Below are 18,369 nucleotides of genomic sequence, written 5' to 3'. Positions count from 1 at the left end.
TCGTCGGACCCATGTGGCATCGTGAAAGCGTGGTGAGCACCGGTGACATGACGCTGTCGTCGCTCGGCCTCGACATCGATCCCGTGGTCGACGAGAGGGTGACGGCGACGCTGGCCGCTGTCGAGGAGGCGCTGAGGGCCAACGTGGCCAGCGCCGACCCACTGGTGGCCGAGGCCGCGCGCCATCTCGCCGATGCGGGCGGCAAGCGGTTCCGGCCGATGCTCGTGGCGCTCGGCGCCCAGTTCGGCGACCCGTCCGCGCCCGAGATCATCGCGGCTGCCAACGTGGTCGAGCTGACCCACCTGGCCACGCTCTACCACGACGACGTCATGGACGAGGCCCCCGTACGCCGCGGCGCCCCGAGCGCGAACGCACGCTGGACCAACTCGGTGGCGATCCTGGTCGGCGACTACCTGTTCGCCCAGGCGGCCGATCTGGCGGCCTCGCTCGGCCCCGAGGCGGTGCAGCTGCAGGCGCGCACGTTCGCGCGGCTCGTGCACGGTCAGATCGCCGAGACGGTCGGCCCCCGCGGCAGCGACCCGATCGAGCACTACCTGCACGTCATCACCGAGAAGACGGCCTCGCTGATCGCCACCTCGGCCCGGTTCGGCGGCCTGTTCTCGGGCGCTCCGGCCGAGTTCGTCGAGGCCCTCGCGGGTTATGGCGAGACCATCGGCATCGCCTTCCAGCTCTCCGACGACCTGCTCGACATCGCCTCCGAGTCGGTGCAGTCGGGCAAGACGCCGGGCACCGACCTCCGCGAGGGCGTGCCGACGCTGCCGGTGCTCTACGCGCTGGCCGGTGACGACACCGACGCCTCGGCCGTGCGGCTGCGTGAGCTGCTGGCGAGCGGCCCGATCACCGACGACGACCTGCACGCCGAGGCGCTGACGCTGCTGCGCGAGTCGGCCGCCATGAAGCGGGCACGCGAGACGGTCCGCACCTATGCCGAAGAGGCGCGGGCCGAGCTGGCGCCGCTGCCCGACGGCGAGGCCAAGCGGGCGATGGAAGCCCTCTGCGACTTCATCGCCGACCGCACGAGCTGAGTCAACCGCGGCTGAGCCACACGAGACGAGTCGACCGCGGCTGAGCCACACGAGACGAGTCGACCGCGGCTGAGCCACACGAGACGAGCCGACCGCGGCTGAGCCACACGAGCTGAGTCACAAGCTGGGCCGACCGCCCGGCTGACCTGAGACGACCATCTGAAGGCCGGACCGAGCGCACGGACCGGCAACGAGAAAGCCCCGGACCACCAGGCCCGGGGCTTTCTCGTCAGTGGAGTGATATCAGCGTACGAACTGCGCCGCGTCTCGCGTGAGGTCGATCAGCGGGGCCGGGACCACGCCCAGAGCGATCGTGGCGGCCACACCGATGACCAGGGCGGCCGAGGTGAGGAAGCCCGGGATCGAGACCGTAGGCGTCGTCTCGCTGGGCTCGGAGAGCCACAGCATGACGACCACCCGCAGGTAGGGGAACGCCAGCAGCATGCTGGTGATCACGCCGAAGATGACCAGCCACGTCTGGCCGCCCTCGACGGCCGCCCCGAAGACCGCGAACTTGCTGGTGAAACCGCTGGTCAGCGGGATACCGGCGAAGGCCAGCAGGATGAACGTGAAGGTCGCGGCGAACAGCGGGCTCTTGCGGCCCAGACCGGCCCAGCGGGCCAAGTGGGTCGCTTCCCCGTCGGCGTCCCGCACCAGGGTCACGATGCCGAAGGCGGCGAGGACCGAGAAGCCGTACGCCACCAGGTAGAACATCGTGCTGCTGAGCCCCTCCTCGTTGAGCGCGAGGACGCCGACCAGCAGATAGCCGGCGTTCGCGACCGAGGAGTAGGCCAGCAGGCGCTTCATGTCGGTCTGGGTGACCGCGAGGATCGCGCCGACCAGCATCGTGAGCGCCGCGATCGCGCCCAGCACCGGCTGGAAGTCCCAGCGCACACCGTCGAAGGCCACGTACAGGATCCGCAGCAGCGCGCCGAACGCGGCGACCTTGGTGCAGGCCGCCATCAGCGCGGTGATCGGCGTCGGCGCGCCCTGGTAGACGTCGGGCGTCCACACGTGGAACGGCGCGAGCGCGGCCTTGAAGAGCAGACCGATCGCGATCATCGCCAGGCCCGCGTAGAGCAGGATCTGGCTGCGCTGCGGGTTGGCCACCGCGTCGTGCACGGCCGAGAGCGAGATGCCGCCCGAGAAGCCGTAGACGAGCGCCACACCGAACAGGAAGAACGCGGACGCGTACGACCCGAGCAGGAAGTACTTGAGCGCGGCCTCCTGGCTGAGCAGACGCCGGCGGCGGGCCAGCGCGCAGAGCAGGTAGAGCGGCAGCGAGAAGACCTCGAGCGCGACGAACATGGTGAGCAGGTCGTTGGCGGCGACGAAGAGCATCATGCCGCCGATCGCGAAGATCGTCAGCGGGTAGACCTCGGTCATACCGGGCTGGTCGTTCGCCTGCTTGACGTCCTTCTGCGAGCCCACCGTGATGGCCGCCTGCGAGACGAACGGGCCGCCCCGCTCGATCGAGCGCTCACCGATGAGCATGAGCGAGACCGCACCCAGCACCAGCAGCGCGCCCTGGAGGAAGACCGTGGGGCCGTCGACGGCGACCGCGCCGCCGATCGTGATCTTCCGGGTGCTGTGCTGGACGATCACCGCCACGAACGACGCCGCGAGGGCGAGGAACGCGAGGGTCAGCTGGATGCCGTTGCGGGACCGGCGGGGCGTGAACACCTCGACCAGGATCCCGAGGCAGGCCGCCCCGAAGAGGATCAGCATCGGCAGCAGTGCGCCGTAGTCGATCCCGGGCAGTGAGAGCTCTCCCATGGCTAGCGGCCCACCCTTTCGTTAGCGACGACCGCTGTCGGCCCCGGATCCTCGACGCCGACGTCCTGCATGGTGGCCTGCACCGCCGGGTTGATCACATCGGTGACCGGCTTCGGATAGAAGCCGAGCAGGATGATCAACAGGATCAGCGGGGCCACCACGACCTTCTCGCGGAGCGTGATGTCCTTCTTCATCTCCGGCACCTCGGTGAGGGCCGGGTTGAGGGTGCCCTGCGTGGTGCGCTGCACCATCCAGAGCACGTAGGCGGCGGCCAGGATGATGCCGGCCGTGGCCACCACCGCGTACGCCGGGTGCACGGTGAACGTGCCGATCAGCACCAGGAACTCGCTGATGAACGGCGCCGTGCCGGGCAGCGCCAGCGACGCCAGACCGGCGAAGAAGAACACCCCGGCGAGGACCGGGACGAGCTTGCCGGCGCCACCGAAGTCGCTGATCAGGTTGGAGCCGCGGCGGGCGACGAACATGCCGACCACGATGAACAGCAGGCCGGTCGCGAGACCGTGGTTGACCATGTAGAGCACCGAGCCGGTGCCGGCCTGGGTGGTGAACGCGAAGATGCCGATGCCGATGAAGCCGAAGTGCGCGATCGACGTGTACGACACGAGGCGCTTGAGGTCGTTCTGGCCGACCGCGAGCAGTGCCGCGTAGATGATGCCGATGACACCGAGCACCAGGGCCGCCGGGGCGAACCAGCGTGACGCCTCCGGGAACAGCGAGAGGCAGTAGCGCAGGATCCCGAACGTTCCGACCTTGTCCATCACGCCGACGAGCAGGGCCGCGGCGCCGGCCGGGGCCGCACCACCGGCGTCCGGCAGCCAGGTGTGGAACGGGAAGAACGGCGCCTTGATCGCGAACGCCACGAAGAAGCCGAGGAACAGCCAGCGCGCGGTGTTCTGGTCGATCGACGCGCCCGCCTCGGCCAGCTTGCTGAAGTCGAACGTGTGGCCGCCGACCACCCACAGCCCGATCACCGCGGCCAGCATGAACAGACCGCCGACGAGGCTGTAGAGGAAGAACTTCACCGCGGCGTACTGGCGGCGCTGGCCACCGAACGAGCCGATGATGAAGTACATCGGGATGAGCATGACCTCGAAGAACACGTAGAACAGGAAGATGTCGGCGGCCGCGAAGACGCCGATCATCGTGAACTCGAAGGCCAGCAGCAGCGAGAAGTAGACCGGCGCCGAGCGGTTGGTCTTCTCGACGTCGTGCCACGACGCGAGGATCACGATCGGGAACAGGATCGCGATCAGCATCAGCATGACGAGCGCGATGCCGTCGGCGGCGAACGTGAACCGGGCGTCCCACGAGGGGATCCAGGCGTACGACTCGCGGAACTGGAAGCGGTCGCCGTCCACCTGGAAGGCGATCCACATGAAGATGCTCAGCACCAGCACGACCAGCGACCAGACGAACGCCACAGTCTTGGCGAGCTCGGCCTTGGCCTTGGGGATGAGCGCCACCGCGATGGCGCCCACCAACGGCAGAAGCGTCAGGATGGACAGAAACGGAAAGTCGTTCACGCCAACCACCCAAGCTGGATCGCGAGGAAGGCGCCGACGACTACGACGGCACCGGTGAGCATGGAGAGGGCGTACGAGCGTACGAAGCCGGTCTGCAGCCTCCGCAGTCGGCCGGAGCTGCCCCCGATGCCGGCCGCGATGCCGTTGACCAGCCCGTCGATGCCCCTGTTGTCGAGGAAGACGAGCGCCCGGGTCAGATAGATGCCGGGCCGCTCGAACACCGCCTCGTTGATCGCGTCGGTGTAGAGGTTGCGGCGGGCCGCGGTGACCACGACCCCGGCCGGCTGCGGCTCGAGCGCCGTCCCCCGGCGGAACATGGCCCAGGCCAGACCCGCGCCGAGGACCGAGACCACGATGCCCAGGATCGAGATCAGCGAGTGCGGCAGCACCGCCTCGTGGTGCGCCTCCTCGGCCCCGAAGACCGGCTCCAGCCAGCCCGGCACCGAGGTCGACATCAGCCAGCCGGCGCCGATCGAGCCGAGGGCCAGCAGCATCAGCGGCACGGTCATGATGAACGGCGACTCGTGCGGGTGCTTGTTGTCCTCGGTGTACCGCTCGGGGCCGTGGAAGGTCAGCACGAACAGGCGGGTCATGTAGAACGCGGTCAGGCCCGCGCCCAGCAGCGCCGCCATGCCGTACAGCCAGGAGGTCCAGTCGCCGCGCTCGAAGGCCGCCGCGATGATCGGCTCCTTGGAGAAGTAACCGGACAGCGGCGGGATACCGATGATCGCGAGCCAGCCCATCATGAAGGTGAGCCAGGTCCACCTCATGTATTTACGCAGGCCGCCGAAGCGCCGGATGTCCACCTGGTCGTGCATGCCGTGCATGACCGAACCGGCGCCGAGGAACATGTTGGCCTTGAAGAAGCCGTGCGCCAGCAGGTGGATGATCGCCAGCGCGTACGCCCCGCCGCCGAGCCCGACGCCGAGGAACATGTAGCCGATCTGGCTGACGGTCGACCAGGCCAGCACCCGCTTGATGTCGTCCTTGGCGGCGCCGATGATGCAGCCGATCAGCAGCGTCAGCGCACCGACGCTGACCACGACCGTCTGCAGCACCGTGTTGGCGGTGAAGATCGCGTTGGAGCGGGCGATCAGGTAGACGCCAGCGGTGACCATCGTCGCCGCGTGGATGAGGGCCGAGACCGGGGTCGGGCCCTCCATGGCGTCGGGCAACCACGCGTGCAGCGGCCACTGACCGGACTTGCCGGCCGCGCCCAGCAGCAGGAGCAGGCCCAGGATCAGCACCGTGGTCGAGCTCAGCGCGCTGACGTTGCCGAAGACCTCGTCGTACTGGGTGGTGCCGAGCGTCGCAAACATCACGAAGATGCCGATGGCCAGGCCGGCGTCGCCGACCCGGTTCATCAGGAACGCCTTCTTGCCGGCGGTGGCCGCCGACGGCCGGGTGTACCAGAACGAGATCAGCAGGTAGGACGCGAGACCCACGCCCTCCCAGCCGAAGTAGAGCATCACGTAGTTGTTGCCGAGAACCAGCAACAGCATCGCCGCGACGAAGAGGTTGAAGTAGGCGAAGAACTTCCGCCGGCCCTCGTCGTGCTCCATGTAGCCGACCGCGTACAGGTGGATCAGCGAGCCGACACCGGTGATCAGCAGGACGAACACGCCGGCCAGCGGGTCGAACAACAGCCCGAAGTCGACGTGCAGGTTCCCGACCGCGATGAAGTCCCACAGGCTCAGCTCGGCCGACCGCTGTTCCGCCTCGAGGCCGCGCAGGCTGAAGAAGAAGATCAACCCGAGCACGAAGGAGGCCGCCACCGCAAGGACGCCGAGCCAGTGCCCCCACTTGTCGGCCCGCTTGCCGAGGAGCAGCAGGATCGCGGCGCTGACGAGCGGAATGGCGACAAGCAGCCAAATTCCGCTCAGCGCCCCCGTCGCGGGGGCGTACTCCACTGTCTGTTCCACGTGAAGGCCCCTTTAGTACTTCAGAAGGTTCGCGTCGTCGACGCTCGCCGAGCGCCGCGTACGGAAGATCGACATGATGATCGCGAGACCCACCACGACCTCGGCGGCCGCGACGACCATCACGAAGAACGAGATGATCTGGCCGTCCAGGCTGCCGTTGATGCGGCTGAAGGTGACCAGGGCCAGGTTCGCGGCGTTGAGCATCAGCTCGATGCACATGAACAGCACGATCGCGTTGCGGCGCACGAGCACCCCGGCGGCGCCGATGGTGAACAGGATCGCCGCGAGCACCAGGTAGTAGTCGGGAGTCACTTCTCGGTTCCCTTCGGTGCCGCCTCGTCCGCGGTGAGTTCACGGATCGGCAGGATCGGGGAGATGCTGCGCTCGGCGCCGTTGCCGTCGGGCAGCCGCGCGGGGGCGGCGACCGACATGGTGTTGGCGTAGACGCCGGGTCCGGCCTTGGGACCGGGGTAGTTGCCCGGGCGGAACCGCTGCTTCATGCGGGTCACCTGGTTGACCACGTCTTCCTTGGCCCGCTCGACGTGCGCCAGGATCATCGCGCCGACGGCGGCGGTGATCAGCAGCGCCGAGGTGACCTCGAAGGCGAACACATAGCGGGTGAAGAGCAGAGACGCGAGTCCCTGGACGTTCCCGTTCGCGTTCGCCTCGGTCAGGCCGACCGCCTGCACGTCGCCGAGCGAGCGGGCCAGACCGGTTCCGACCAGCGCGGCGAAGCCGAGACCGAGCAGGATGGCCGCCACCCGCTGGCCGCGGAGCGTCTCGATCAGCGAGTCCGAGGCGTCCCGGCCGACCAGCATGAGCACGAACAGGAACAGCATCATGATCGCGCCGGTGTAGACGATGATCTGCACCGCGCCCAGGAACGGCGCCGAGTTGACCACGTAGAGGAAGCCCAGGCAGAGCATCGTGACGACCAGCCACAGCGCGGAGTGCACCGCGTTGCGGGCGATCACCATGCCGAGAGCGCCGATCACGGCGATCGAGCCGAGGATCCAGAAGGCGACCGCTTCGCCGGTGGACACGTGGTCCATCACACGGCCTCCTTCGCGGCGCTTCCGGTGGCGTCCTCGGCCTCGTTGGTCGCCCACGGCGCCCGCTCGGCGCCGGCCGAGGTGCCCGGGTTGTCGAGCGCGCCGACGTAGTAGTCCTTGTCGGTGTCACCCAGGCGCATCGGGTGCGGCGGCTGCTCCATGCCGGGCAGCAGCGGAGCCAGCAGTTCCTTCTTCGTGAAGATCAGGTCCTGGCGGCTGTCGCGGGCCAGCTCGTACTCGTTGCTCATGGTCAGCGAACGGGTCGGGCAGGCCTCGATGCAGAGCCCGCAGAAGATGCAGCGGGCGTAGTTGATCTGGTAGATCCCGGCGTAGCGCTCGCCCGGCGAGAACCGCTGCTCGTCGGTGTTGTTGGCGCCCTCGACATAGATCGCGTCGGCCGGGCAGGCCCAGGCGCACAGCTCGCACCCGATGCACTTCTCCAGGCCGTCCGGGTGCCGGTTGAGGATGTGCCGGCCGTGGTAGCGCGGCGCCGGCGTCGGCGGCGTGAACGGGTAGTCGGTCGTGACGACCTTGCGGAACATGTGCGCGAAGGTCACCCCGAAGCCCTTGAAGGAGCCGGTGAACGTACCCACGTCACACCTCCTTGTTTTCTTCCGGAGACCCGACCGTGGCGGGGGCGCGTTCGGCCACCGCCCGGCGGGCCCGAGGACTGGGGGGAACCTGAAGATCCATCGGTGGTACCGGGAAACTTCCTGGTGGTCTGGAGGCCAGCTCCTCCTCGACGGAGAGCTGGCGTGGCTTGCGGGCGGCCGGCCAGAGCATGGCGATCAGCAGGACGACGACCACGATGCCGACGATCGAGAACCACTTGGCCTGCTGCGACAGCTCGTTGTTGGCGACCTTGACGTAGCTCAGGAAGAGGATCCACACCAGGTTGACCGGGATGAGGACCTTCCAGCCGAAGCGCATGAACTGGTCGTAGCGCATGCGGGGCAGGGTGGCCCGCAGCCAGATGAAACCGAACAGCAGCAGGAGCACCTTGGCGAAGAACCAGATCAGCCCGAAGTAGCCGGAGTTCGCGCCCTCCCAGAACCAGGTGATCGGCCACGGGGCGCGCCAGCCGCCGAGGAACAGCGTGGTGGCGAACGCCGAGACGGTGATCATGTTGATGTACTCGGCCAGGAAGAACAGCGCGAACTTGAACGACGAGTATTCGGTGTGGAAACCACCGACCAGCTCGGACTCGGCCTCGGGCAGGTCGAACGGCGCGCGGTTGGTCTCGCCGACGGCCGCGATGCAGTAGATGACGAAGCTGGGGAGCAGCAGGACCGCGTACCAGCTCGGGGTCGTCACCTCCCACCCGAAGAGGTTGACCGGGTTGCCGTGCGCCTGGGCGGCGACGATCTGCGAGGTGCTCATCGAGCCGGCGGTCATGAACACCGCGACGATCGAGAGACCCATGGCGACCTCGTACGAGATCATCTGGGCGCTCGACCGCAGACCACCCAGCAGCGGGTAGGTCGAACCCGACGCCCACCCGGCGAGCACGACGCCGTAGACCGCCATCGACGAGCAGGCCAGCAGCACCAGCACCGAGACCGGCACGTCGGTCAGCTGCAGGGCCGTCTGGTGGCCGAACATGGGGACCACGCCCGCGAACGGGATGACCGAGAACGCCGTGAAGGCGACCGTCGCCGAGATCACCGGAGCGATGAAGTAGACGACCTTGTCGGCCGTCTTCGGGATGATCTCCTCCTTGAACGGCAGCTTCACGCCGTCGGTGAGGCTCTGCAGGATGCCCCAGGGCCCGACCTGGTTGGGACCGGGCCGCACCGCCATCCGGGCCACGACCTTGCGCTCGTAGACGATCGTGAAGAGCGTCAGCAGGAGCAGCAGGACGAAGACGCCGAACAGTTTGATCAGGGAGATCCACCAGACGTCGTTCTCGAACGTCTGCAAGGTGGGATCGACGGCATGGGCCGCCAGAATCATGTCGTTCATGCCGAGGCCTCCGACGCGAGGATCGGGCCGGCGGCGCCGGCGGAGATCCGGACGACCGCACCCGCGGTCACACCGAGGCTGCGTCCGACGGACGAGCCCGGTGAGTTGGTGGGCAGCCACACCACCCGCGCCGGCAGGTCGGTGACCTCGGCCGGCAGGGTGATCGCGCCGCGGTCGGTGCCGACGGTGACCGCGTCACCGTCGATCACACCGAGCGACTCGGCCAGGTCCTTGCCGATCCGGGCCACCGGCGTCCGCGCGGTGCCGGCCAGCGCCTCGTCGCCCTCGAGCAGCGAGCTCTGGTCGATCGCGTGGTGCCAGGTGGCCAGCACGGCCTCGTTCTCGCCGAGCTCGGGCAGCGCCGCGGCGGCAACCGAGGGGACCGACGGGCGGGGCGCCTTGGTGAGCGGCATTGCTCCCAGCTCCCGGCGGATGGCCATCACGTCGCCGGTAGCGAGCGTCACGTTCATCAGAGCGGCGATCGCCTCGAGCACCCGGCCGTCGGTCATCGCCGTGCTCGGCAGGACCGTGCCGAAGGACCGCAGGCGGCCCTCCCAGTTGAGGTAGGTGCCGGACTTCTCGGCGGCCGGGGCGATCGGGAGCACCACGTCGGCGCGGCGGGTGACCGCGCTGTGCCGCAGCTCCAGGCTGACCACGAAGCCCGCGTGGTCGAGCGCCTGCTCAGCCAGCCGCGGGTCGGACAGGTCACCGGGGTCGACGCCGGCCACCAGCAGGCCACCGAGCTCACCGGCGGCGGCCGCGGCGACGATGGCGTCGGTGTCACGGCCCGGCTTGCTGGGCAGCGCACCGGCTTCGACGTCCCAGGCCAGCGACAGTTCGGCGCGGGCGGCCGGGTCGCCCACCGGGCGGCCACCGGGCAGCAGGTTGGGCAGGACGCCGGCGTCGATCGCGCCCCGGTCGCCGGCCCGGCGGGGGACCCAGGCCAACCGGGCTCCCGTACGGGCGGCGAGCGCGGCCGCGGCCGAAAGCGCACCGGGCACGGTGGCCAGGCGCTCACCGACGAGCAGCAGTGAACCGGGGGCGGCCAGCGCGGCGGCGACCGCCGGGTCTTCGGCCAGCACCCGGGCCTCGTCGCCCGGAACGGTTTGCACCAGGGTCGCGCCCATCTTGCCGAAGCCGCGGGTGAGGTACGGCGCGACCGCCGTGACCTGCAGCTTCTTGCGCAGGAAGCCCTTGCGCAGGCGCAGGAAGAGGATGCCGCTCTCTTCCTCGGGCTCGAGCCCCACGATCACGGCCGACGGCGCGTTCTCGACGTCGGTGTAGGTGACGTCGGAGACCCCGGCAACCGAGGACGCCAGGAAGTCGGCCTCCTCGGCGCTGAGCGGGCGGGCCCGGAAGTCGATGTCGTTGGTGCCGAGGGCGACCCGGGCGAATTTCGCGTACGCGTACGCGTCCTCCACCGTGAGCCGGCCACCCGCGAGCACCCCGACGCCCTTGGCCGTGGCCGCCTTGAGGCCCTCGGCCGCCGCCAGCAGCGCCTCGCTCCAGGAGGCCTCGCGGAACTCACCGGTCTCGGTGTCGCGCAGCAGCGGGTTCATGATCCGGTCGTTGGCGACCTGGTACTGGAAGCCCCAGCGGCCCTTGTCGCAGTTCCACTCCTCGTTCACCGCCGGGTCGTCGCCGGCCAGACGCCGCAGCACCTTGCCGCGCCGGTGGTCGGCCCGCAGCGAACAACCACCCGCGCAGTGCTCACAGGTGGTCGGTGTGGAGACCAGGTCGAACGGGCGGGCCCGGAACCTGTACTGCTCGCTGGTCAGCGCGCCGACCGGGCAGATCTGAATGGTGTTGCCGGAGAAGTACGAGTTGAAGGCGACGTCACCCTCGCCCTCGCCGACCTGTCCGTCGCCGGTGCCCGTGCCGCCGAAGAAGTCGTCGCGGTAGACGTTGATCTGCTCGCCGGACGAGCGGTCCATCAGGTCGATGAACTTGTCACCGGCGATCTCCTCGGAGAACCGGGTGCAGCGCTGGCAGAGGATGCAGCGCTCGCGGTCGAGCAGCACCTGGCTGCTGATGTGGATCGGCTTCTCGTACTCGCGCTTGTGCTCCTTGAACCGCGAGTCGGCCCGGCCGTTGGTCATCGCCTGGTTCTGCAGGGGGCACTCGCCGCCCTTGTCGCAGGTCGGGCAGTCCAGCGGGTGGTTGGCCAGCAGCAGCTCCATCACGCCGCCCTGGGCCTTGGCCGCGACCTCGGAGGTGAGCTGCGTGCGCACCACCATGCCCTCGGCCACGGTCTGGGTGCACGAGGCGACCGGCTTGCGCTGGCCCTCCACGTCGACCAGGCACTGGCGGCAGGCGCCGGCCGGGGCCAGCAGCGGGTGGTCGCAGAACCGCGGGATCGCGATGCCCATCCGCTCGGCGACGCGGATGACCAGCTCGCCCTTGGCCGCCGTGACCTCTATGCCGTCGATGGTGAGGGTGACCGTGTCAGCCTTCTTGGCTACGTCCGTCATCAGTGAGCTCCAACCAGAGCCTTGGCGGACAGCCGCGGAGCGGTCCGGCCCTCGATGTAGTCCAGGTAGTCCTGGCGGAAGAACTTGAGCGTCGACATGACCGGAGTCGCGGCGCCGTCGCCCAGACCGCAGAACGACCGGCCGAAGATGTTGTCGGCGGTGTCCTGCAGGGTGTCGAGATCCTTGTACGTGCCTTCGCCGCTGAGGATCCGGCGGTAGGTCCGCACCATCCAGTAGTTGCCCTCGCGGCACGGGGTGCACTTGCCGCACGACTCGTGGTGGTAGAACTCCAGCCACCGCCACGTCGAATAGACCGGGCAGTCCTGGTCGCTGAAGATCTGCATCGCGGTGGTGCCCAGGATCGACCCGGCCGCGGCCACGCCCTCGAAGTCCATCGGGGTGTCGATGTGCTCGGCCGTGAGCAGCGGGGTGGACGATCCGCCCGGGGTCCAGAACTTCAGGTTGTGCCCGGGCTTCATGCCACCGGCCAGCTCGATCAGCTCGCGCAGCGTGATGCCGAGCCCGCACTCGTACTGGCCGGGATTGGCGATGCGGCCGGAGAGCGAATAGATCATCGGGCCGGACGACTTCTCCGTGCCCATGCTCTTCCACCAGTCCGGACCGCCGAGCACGATGTACGGCACGCTCGCGATCGTCCCGACGTTGTTGACCACGGTCGGGCTGGCGTACAGGCCCGCGATGGCCGGGAAGGGCGGGCGCAGCCGGGGCTGGCCGCGAAAGCCTTCCAGCGAGTCGAGCAGCGCCGTCTCCTCGCCGCAGATGTAGGCGCCGGCGCCGCTGTGCACGACCAGTTCCAGGTCGAAGCCCGAGCCGAGGATGTTGCGGCCGAGGTAGCCCTTGGCCTTCGCCTCCTCGACCGCGTTGCGCAGGCGGCGGGCGGCGTGGACGGCCTCGCCGCGGATGTAGATGAACGCACGGTTCGCCCGGATCGCGTACGAGGCAATGATCGCCCCCTCGATCAACGAGTGCGGGTCGTACGTCATCAGGGGCAGGTCCTTGCAGGTGCCCGGCTCGCCCTCGTCCGCGTTGATCACGAGGTAGTGCGGTTTGCCGTCGCCCTGCGGGATGAAGCCCCACTTGAGACCGGTCGGGAAGCCGGCGCCGCCCCGGCCGCGCAGGCCCGAGTCCTTGACCAGCTGGATCAGGTCGTCGGGGTGCACGTCGAGGGCCTTACGCAGCGCCGCGTAGCCGTCGAGCCGCTCGTAGACGCCGATCTTCCAGGCGTCCGGCGAGAGCCAGCGCTTGGTGAGCACCGGGGTCAGCTTCTGGAGAACCTCACGCCGTGGCTGAGTCACTTCTTCACCTCGTTACCGCGGGAGTCCCCGGCCGGCTTGGCGTCGGCGGCGGGCTTGTTGGACGCCACACCGGCCGCCTCGGCGGCGTTGACCGGCTTGGTCTTCTCCTCGCGGGCCGGCTTCGTTTTGGTGATCGGCGTGTCCGGGTTGAAGTTCGCGACCGCGATGCCGTGTTCCTGCGCGAGCGTCACGCCGCGCAGGGTCGGCGCCCCGGCCACACCGTCGGCGACGGCGCCCTCGCGGGGGTCGGCGAACCCGGCCAGCTGGACCTGCATCTCCTTGAGCGAGCAGATGCGCGAACCCCGGCTGGGCGTGGGCCGCTCGCCGTTGCGCAGCTGCTCGACCAGGCCGATGGTCGCCTCGGGGGTGGCCTCGTCGATCGCGAAGTCGTAGTTGACCGTCACGACCGGCGCGTAGTCGCAGGCGGCCAGGCACTCGGCGTGCTCGAGCGTGATCCGGCCGTCGGCCGTGGTCTCGTCGTGCCCGACGCCGAGGTGCTCGGACAGCTCGTCGTAGACCTGCTGGCCGCCGAGCGTGTTGCAGAGCGTGTTGGTGCAGACGCTGACCAGGTATTCGCCGGTCGGCCGCCGCTTGTACATCGTGTAGAAGGTCGCGACCGCGCCGACCTGGGCCTTGTTGATGCCCAGGATCTCGGCGCAGAAGGCGACGCCGTTCGGGCTGACGTGCCCGTCCTCGGTCTGGACGAGGTGCAGCAACGGCAGCAGGGCCGAGCGGCTGCGGTCGGCCGGGTAGCGCGCGATGATCTCGAGCGCGGCCGGGAGCAGCTTCTCGGCGAGCGGAGCGGCGGCGGGGGAGAATTCCACCGAGGTGTCAGTCATTAGCGGTCACACCCACCCATCACGGGGTCGAGGGACGCGCCGCCGGCGATCACGTCGGCCAGCAGCGCGCCTTCGGCCATCGCGGGGATGGCCTGGAGGTTCACGAAGCTCGGGTCCCGCATGTGGACCCGGTAGGGATGGGTGCCGCCGTCCGACACGGCGTGCACGCCCAGTTCGCCGCGCGGGTGCTCGATCGCGACGTAGACCTGGCCCGCCGGCACGCGGAAGCCCTCGGTCACGAGCTTGAAGTGGTGGATCAGGGACTCCATCGACTGGCCCATGATCTTGGCGACGTGCTCGAGCGAGTTGCCCATGCCGTCGAGGCCGACGGCCAGCTGGGCCGGCCACGCGATCTTCTTGTCGGCGATGAAGATCGGGCCGGGGCGCAGCCGGTCGAGGGCCTGCTCCACGATCTTCAGCGACTCGCGGATCTCGGCCAGGCGCACCTGGTAGCGGCCCCACACGTCGGCGGTGGTGGCGGTCGGCACGTCGAACTCGTAGTTCTCGTACCCGCAGTACGGCATGGTCTTGCGCAGGTCCCAGGCCAGGCCGGCCGAGCGCAGCACCGGACCGGTGACGCCCATGGCGAGGCAGCCGGTGACGTCGAGAACGGCCACCCCCTGCGTACGCTCCTGCCAGATGACCTGGCCGGAGAGCATCGCCTCGTACTCCTTGAGCTTCTTCGGCAGATAGACCAGGAAGTCGCGGATCTTCTTGATCGCCGACTCCGGGATGTCCTGCGCGACGCCGCCCGGGCGGAAGTACGCGTGGTTCATCCGCAGGCCGCTGGTCTCCTCGAAGATGTCGAGGATGTACTCGCGCTCGCGGAAGCCGTACAGCATCATCGAGATCGCGCCGAGCTCCATGCCCGTGGTGGCCAGCCACACCAGGTGCGACGAGATCCGGTTGAGCTCCATGAAGAGCACCCGGATCGTGTTGGCCCGCTCGGTGATGTCGTCGGTGATGCCGAGCAGCTTCTCGACCGCGAGGCAGTAGCCGGCCTCGTTGAACAGCGGCGCCAGGTAGTCGGCGCGGGTCACGAACGTCGTGCCCTGGGTCCAGTTGCGGTATTCGAGGTTCTTCTCGATGCCGGTGTGCAGGTAGCCGACGACCGGCCGGACGTCGGTGACCGTCTCACCCTCGAGCTCGAGCACCAGCCGCAGCACGCCGTGCGTGGACGGGTGCTGCGGACCCATGTTGACGACGATCTTCTCGTTGCTCAGCGGGTCGACACTGCCGGTGACCGTGTCCCAGTCGCCGCCGGTGACCGTGAAGACGCGACCCTCGGTGGTCTCGCGCTCGCTTGCGTATCCGGACTGTGTCATTGGTAGACCCTCCGCTGGTCAGGAGGCGGAATCTCGGCGCCCTTGTACTCGACGGGCACGCCGCCGAGCGGGTAGTCCTTGCGCTGGGGGTGGCCCTCCCAGTCGTCCGGCATCAGCACGCGGGTCAGGTTCGGGTGGCCGGTGAAGATCACCCCGAACATGTCGTACGTCTCCCGCTCCTGCCAGTCGGCGGTCGGGTAGACGCTGGTGACCGTGGGGACGCTGCCGCCGGCGGGCACGGCCACCTCGAGCCGTACGCGTCGCCGGTAGGTCATCGAGGCCAGGTGGTAGGTCACGTGCAGGCGGCGGGCGTCGCTGTTCAGGTAGTCCACGCCGGAGACCGACGAGCAGAGCTCGAAGCGCAGCGAATCGTCGTCCCGCATGATCTGCGCGACCTCGGCGATCCGCTCGGGCACGATGTGCAGCGTCAGCTCGTCGCGGTCGACGACCACCTTCTCGACGGCGTCGGCGAAGCCCGGGTAGGCCTCCTCGAGCGCGTCGGTGACCTCGTCGAAGTACCCGCCGTACGGCTTGGGGCTGCCGACCACCTCATGGCGCGGGCGGACCAGGCCGCCGAAGCCGGAGACGTCGCCGGTGCCGGTGATGCCGAACATGCCCTTCTGCGGGCTGGACGGCGTCTGGGCCGGGGCGCCGAGGTTGGCGCCTTCCGGGCTGCTGGGTTCGACCGTCATTTGCCACCCTCCCGCAGGTGCGGCTGCAGCTTCATCCAGTTCTCGATGCGCAGCTGCTCCTCGCGGCCTTCCTTGACCGCCTGGGTCCACTCCGCACGCCGGGCCTTGTCGACCCGGTACGACGACGGCATCGCGCCCGGGGCGACGATCGGCACCTTGCCCTCGGCCTTGCGGGCCTCCAGCATCTTCTTGCCGTTCGGGCCGAGCGGCTGGGCCATGACCTTCTCGCGCATCTTGAGGATGGCGTCGATCAGCATCTCGGGCCGCGGCGGGCAGCCGGGCAGGTAGATGTCGACCGGGACGATGTGGTCGACGCCCTGCACGATCGCGTAGTTGTTGAACATGCCGCCGGACGAGGCGCACACGCCCATCGAGATCACCGAGCGCGGCTCGGGCATCTGGTCGTAGATCTGGCGGACGACGGGCGCCATCTTCTGGCTCACCCGGCCCGCGACGATCATCAGGTCGGCCTGGCGGGGCGAGGCCCGGAAGACCTCCATGCCCCAGCGGCCCAGGTCGTAGTGCGGGCCACCGGCCGCCATCATCTCGATGGCGCAGCAGGCCAGGCCGAACGTCGCGCCCCAGAACGAGGACTTACGCGCCCAGTTCGAGACCTTCTCTACGGAGGTGAGCAGGATTCCGGCAGGGAGTTTCTCTTCGATACCCATGACGCATCAGTCCCAGTTGAGTCCGCCGCGTCGCCACACGTACGTGTAGGCGATGAAGACGGTGACGATGAACAGGACCATCTCGACGAACCCGAACAGGCCGAGCGCTCCGAAGGAGACGGCCCACGGGTAGAGGAAGATGGTCTCGATGTCGAAGATGATGAAGAGCATCGCGGTCAGATAGAACTTGACCGGGAAGCGGCCTCCACCGACCGGCTGCGGCGCCGGCTCGATGCCGCACTCGTAAGCGTCGAGCTTGGCCCGGTTGTAGCGGTGCGGGCCGACGATCGGCGCGATCGAGACCGAGAACAACGCGAAGAGCGCGCCGAGGATCAGTAACCCGACGATCGGGACGTATGGGTTGATCGTCATCGTGTCTCCTGGTCGACTATTAGCCGGTTCACACTATTAGTCCGATTTGATCGTGTCGGCCGCGGGGTGCTCATACCGCCGGAGCGACCTTGCTGAGGCCGTTGATGATCCGGTCCATGCTGTCGCCTCCCCGCGGGTCCGTGAGGTTGGCCAGCAGCTTCAGAACGAATCGCATCAGAGTCGGATGCGGCATGCCGTGTTTCGTGGCAATCCGCATGATCTGAGGATTCCCGATCAACTTCACGAATACGCCACCAAGGCGGTAATAGCCGCCGAACCTGAGGCTCAGTTCCGCCGGGTACGCCCGCAGGGCGCGCTCACGGTCGGCGCCGGCCGGGCGGGCGAGCGCCTGGACCGCGACCTCCGCCGCGAGTTCGCCGCTCTCCATGGCGTAGGCAATGCCCTCGCCGTTCATCGGGTTGACCATGCCGCCCGAGTCGCCCACCAGCATCAGGCCGCGGGTGTAGTGCGGCACCCGGTTGAAGCCCATCGGCAGCGCGGCGCCGAGGATCGGCCCGTCCGCGTTGGACTCGTCGCGCATGCCCCAGTCGGCCGGCGTCCCGGCCAGCCAGTCGGTCAGCATCGCGCGGTAGTTGGTCTTGCCGAACGCGCTGGAGCTGTTGAGAATGCCGAGGCCCACATTCACCCTGCCATCACCCATGCCGAAGATCCAGCCGTAGCCCGGGAGAAGGCGGTCGCGGTCCTGCGCGCTGCGCAGCTCGAGCCACGACTCGAGGTAGTCGTCGTCGGCGCGGACCGGCGAGTGGTAATAGCGCCGGACGGCCACGCCGAGCGGGCGGTCGTCGCGCTTGGTCAGGCCCATCGCGATCGGGAGCTTGCCCGAGACGCCGTCCGCGGCGATCACGAGCGGGGCGTGGAACTCGACGGGCTCCTTCTCGGGGCCCATCTTGGCCACCACACCGACCGCATGCCCGTCGTCGTCGAGCACCGGACCGCTGACGTTGGTATTGGTGTAGAGCTTGACGCCGGCCTCGACGGCCCGCCGGGCGAGCATGTCGTCGAAGTCGAGGCGGGTGCGCACCAGGCCGTAGTTCGGGAAGCTGGCCAAATCGGGCCAGTCCAGTTCCAGGCGTACGCCGCCACCGATGACCCGCAGACCCTTGTTCTGCAGCCAGCCGGCCTTCTCCGAGGTGTCGATGCCCATCCGCACCAGCTGGCGGACGGCACGCGGGGTGAGCCCGTCGCCGCACACCTTCTCGCGCGGGAACTCGGTCTTCTCCAGCAGCACGACTCTGAGCCCGTGCCGCGCCATGTGATAGGCCGCCGCTGATCCTCCCGGACCGGCCCCGACGACGATGACATCAGCCTCGTCGGCTATTCGCCCGGATGGTACTTGGTTGCGCACACCACACCTCCGTCTCGC

General features: G+C 68.7%; 16 protein-coding genes. 1 reads left to right on the top strand and 15 read right to left on the bottom strand.

The window, feature by feature from the left end:
• The first annotated feature begins 11 nt into the window (after nt 1-11).
• Nucleotides 12-1,046 carry a polyprenyl synthetase family protein gene (locus JIG36_RS20735; RefSeq protein ID WP_438870743.1) on the top strand — a complete coding sequence of 345 codons (1,035 nt, stop codon included), beginning with the start codon at nt 12-14 and terminating at the stop codon, nt 1,044-1,046.
• Between the two features lie 243 nt (nt 1,047-1,289).
• Here JIG36_RS20735 and nuoN read toward each other — a convergent pair whose 3' ends face one another.
• The 15 genes from nuoN to JIG36_RS20660 form a co-directional block, all read right to left on the bottom strand.
• On the bottom strand, nt 1,290-2,822 hold the full coding sequence (nuoN, locus tag JIG36_RS20730) for an NADH-quinone oxidoreductase subunit NuoN (RefSeq protein ID WP_203378000.1): 1,533 nt from the start codon (nt 2,820-2,822) through the stop codon (nt 1,290-1,292).
• A gap of 2 nt (nt 2,823-2,824) precedes the next feature.
• Nucleotides 2,825-4,366, bottom strand: a complete 1,542-nt coding sequence (locus JIG36_RS20725; protein ID WP_203377999.1) for an NADH-quinone oxidoreductase subunit M — start codon at nt 4,364-4,366, stop codon at nt 2,825-2,827.
• Entirely contained in the window at nt 4,363-6,288 is a 1,926-nt protein-coding gene (nuoL, locus tag JIG36_RS20720) for an NADH-quinone oxidoreductase subunit L (RefSeq protein ID WP_203377998.1), read from the bottom strand. The genes JIG36_RS20725 and nuoL overlap by 4 nt, the downstream gene beginning before the upstream one ends.
• Nucleotides 6,289-6,300: 12 nt before the next feature.
• Entirely contained in the window at nt 6,301-6,600 is a 300-nt protein-coding gene (gene nuoK / locus JIG36_RS20715) for an NADH-quinone oxidoreductase subunit NuoK (protein ID WP_015618499.1), read from the bottom strand.
• A complete protein-coding gene (locus JIG36_RS20710) occupies nt 6,597-7,340 on the bottom strand; it encodes an NADH-quinone oxidoreductase subunit J (protein WP_203377997.1) in 744 nt (247 codons plus the stop codon). The genes nuoK and JIG36_RS20710 overlap by 4 nt, the downstream gene beginning before the upstream one ends.
• Nucleotides 7,340-7,933 carry an NADH-quinone oxidoreductase subunit NuoI gene (gene nuoI, locus JIG36_RS20705; protein WP_203377996.1) on the bottom strand — a complete coding sequence of 198 codons (594 nt, stop codon included), beginning with the start codon at nt 7,931-7,933 and terminating at the stop codon, nt 7,340-7,342. The genes JIG36_RS20710 and nuoI overlap by 1 nt, the downstream gene beginning before the upstream one ends.
• Nucleotide 7,934: 1 nt before the next feature.
• Nucleotides 7,935-9,293, bottom strand: a complete 1,359-nt coding sequence (gene nuoH / locus JIG36_RS20700) for an NADH-quinone oxidoreductase subunit NuoH (RefSeq protein ID WP_438870746.1) — start codon at nt 9,291-9,293, stop codon at nt 7,935-7,937.
• A gap of 5 nt (nt 9,294-9,298) precedes the next feature.
• On the bottom strand, nt 9,299-11,773 hold the full coding sequence (locus JIG36_RS20695; RefSeq protein WP_203377995.1) for an NADH-quinone oxidoreductase subunit G: 2,475 nt from the start codon (nt 11,771-11,773) through the stop codon (nt 9,299-9,301).
• Complete coding sequence (gene nuoF / locus JIG36_RS20690; protein ID WP_203377994.1) at nt 11,773-13,089, bottom strand: NADH-quinone oxidoreductase subunit NuoF; 1,317 nt, start codon at nt 13,087-13,089, stop codon at nt 11,773-11,775. Before nuoF ends, JIG36_RS20695 begins: the two co-directional genes overlap by 1 nt.
• Nucleotides 13,086-13,928 carry an NADH-quinone oxidoreductase subunit NuoE gene (gene nuoE, locus JIG36_RS20685; RefSeq protein ID WP_203377993.1) on the bottom strand — a complete coding sequence of 281 codons (843 nt, stop codon included), beginning with the start codon at nt 13,926-13,928 and terminating at the stop codon, nt 13,086-13,088. Before nuoE ends, nuoF begins: the two co-directional genes overlap by 4 nt.
• Complete coding sequence (locus JIG36_RS20680; RefSeq protein ID WP_203377992.1) at nt 13,928-15,253, bottom strand: NADH-quinone oxidoreductase subunit D; 1,326 nt, start codon at nt 15,251-15,253, stop codon at nt 13,928-13,930. The genes nuoE and JIG36_RS20680 overlap by 1 nt, the downstream gene beginning before the upstream one ends.
• Nucleotides 15,250-15,945, bottom strand: coding sequence for an NADH-quinone oxidoreductase subunit C (locus tag JIG36_RS20675; RefSeq protein WP_203377991.1), 696 nt, complete (start codon nt 15,943-15,945; stop codon nt 15,250-15,252). Before JIG36_RS20675 ends, JIG36_RS20680 begins: the two co-directional genes overlap by 4 nt.
• Nucleotides 15,942-16,613: a NuoB/complex I 20 kDa subunit family protein gene (locus tag JIG36_RS20670; protein WP_203377990.1), complete on the bottom strand. Its 672-nt coding sequence runs from the start codon at nt 16,611-16,613 to the stop codon at nt 15,942-15,944. The genes JIG36_RS20675 and JIG36_RS20670 overlap by 4 nt, the downstream gene beginning before the upstream one ends.
• A 6-nt stretch (nt 16,614-16,619) precedes the next feature.
• Nucleotides 16,620-16,985, bottom strand: a complete 366-nt coding sequence (locus tag JIG36_RS20665; protein ID WP_133873576.1) for an NADH-quinone oxidoreductase subunit A — start codon at nt 16,983-16,985, stop codon at nt 16,620-16,622.
• 70 nt (nt 16,986-17,055) lie between these two features.
• On the bottom strand, nt 17,056-18,351 hold the full coding sequence (locus JIG36_RS20660; RefSeq protein ID WP_203377989.1) for a geranylgeranyl reductase family protein: 1,296 nt from the start codon (nt 18,349-18,351) through the stop codon (nt 17,056-17,058).
• Between the last annotated feature and the right edge of the window lie 18 nt (nt 18,352-18,369).

The sequence above is a fragment of the Paractinoplanes ovalisporus genome (assembly GCF_016834655.1).
Classification (GTDB): domain Bacteria; phylum Actinomycetota; class Actinomycetes; order Mycobacteriales; family Micromonosporaceae; genus Actinoplanes; species Actinoplanes ovalisporus.
Note: the sequence above shows the minus strand (reverse complement) of the source record. Positions and strands in the feature narration are given on the sequence as shown.

What these genes read in the sequence shown, in the direction of transcription:
- JIG36_RS20675 (WP_203377991.1), bottom strand. Translation starts at nt 15,945, where the DNA reads ATGACGGTCGAACCCAGCAGCCCGGAAGGCGCCAACCTCGGCGCCCCG.
- JIG36_RS20695 (WP_203377995.1), bottom strand. Translation starts at nt 11,773, where the DNA reads ATGACGGACGTAGCCAAGAAGGCTGACACGGTCACCCTCACCATCGAC.
- nuoH (WP_438870746.1), bottom strand. Translation starts at nt 9,293, where the DNA reads ATGATTCTGGCGGCCCATGCCGTCGATCCCACCTTGCAGACGTTCGAG.
- JIG36_RS20680 (WP_203377992.1), bottom strand. Translation starts at nt 15,253, where the DNA reads ATGACACAGTCCGGATACGCAAGCGAGCGCGAGACCACCGAGGGTCGC.
- JIG36_RS20665 (WP_133873576.1), bottom strand. Translation starts at nt 16,985, where the DNA reads ATGACGATCAACCCATACGTCCCGATCGTCGGGTTACTGATCCTCGGC.
- nuoN (WP_203378000.1), bottom strand. Translation starts at nt 2,822, where the DNA reads ATGGGAGAGCTCTCACTGCCCGGGATCGACTACGGCGCACTGCTGCCG.
- JIG36_RS20670 (WP_203377990.1), bottom strand. Translation starts at nt 16,613, where the DNA reads ATGGGTATCGAAGAGAAACTCCCTGCCGGAATCCTGCTCACCTCCGTA.
- nuoE (WP_203377993.1), bottom strand. Translation starts at nt 13,928, where the DNA reads ATGACTGACACCTCGGTGGAATTCTCCCCCGCCGCCGCTCCGCTCGCC.
- JIG36_RS20710 (WP_203377997.1), bottom strand. Translation starts at nt 7,340, where the DNA reads ATGGACCACGTGTCCACCGGCGAAGCGGTCGCCTTCTGGATCCTCGGC.
- JIG36_RS20735 (WP_438870743.1), top strand. Translation starts at nt 12, where the DNA reads ATGTGGCATCGTGAAAGCGTGGTGAGCACCGGTGACATGACGCTGTCG.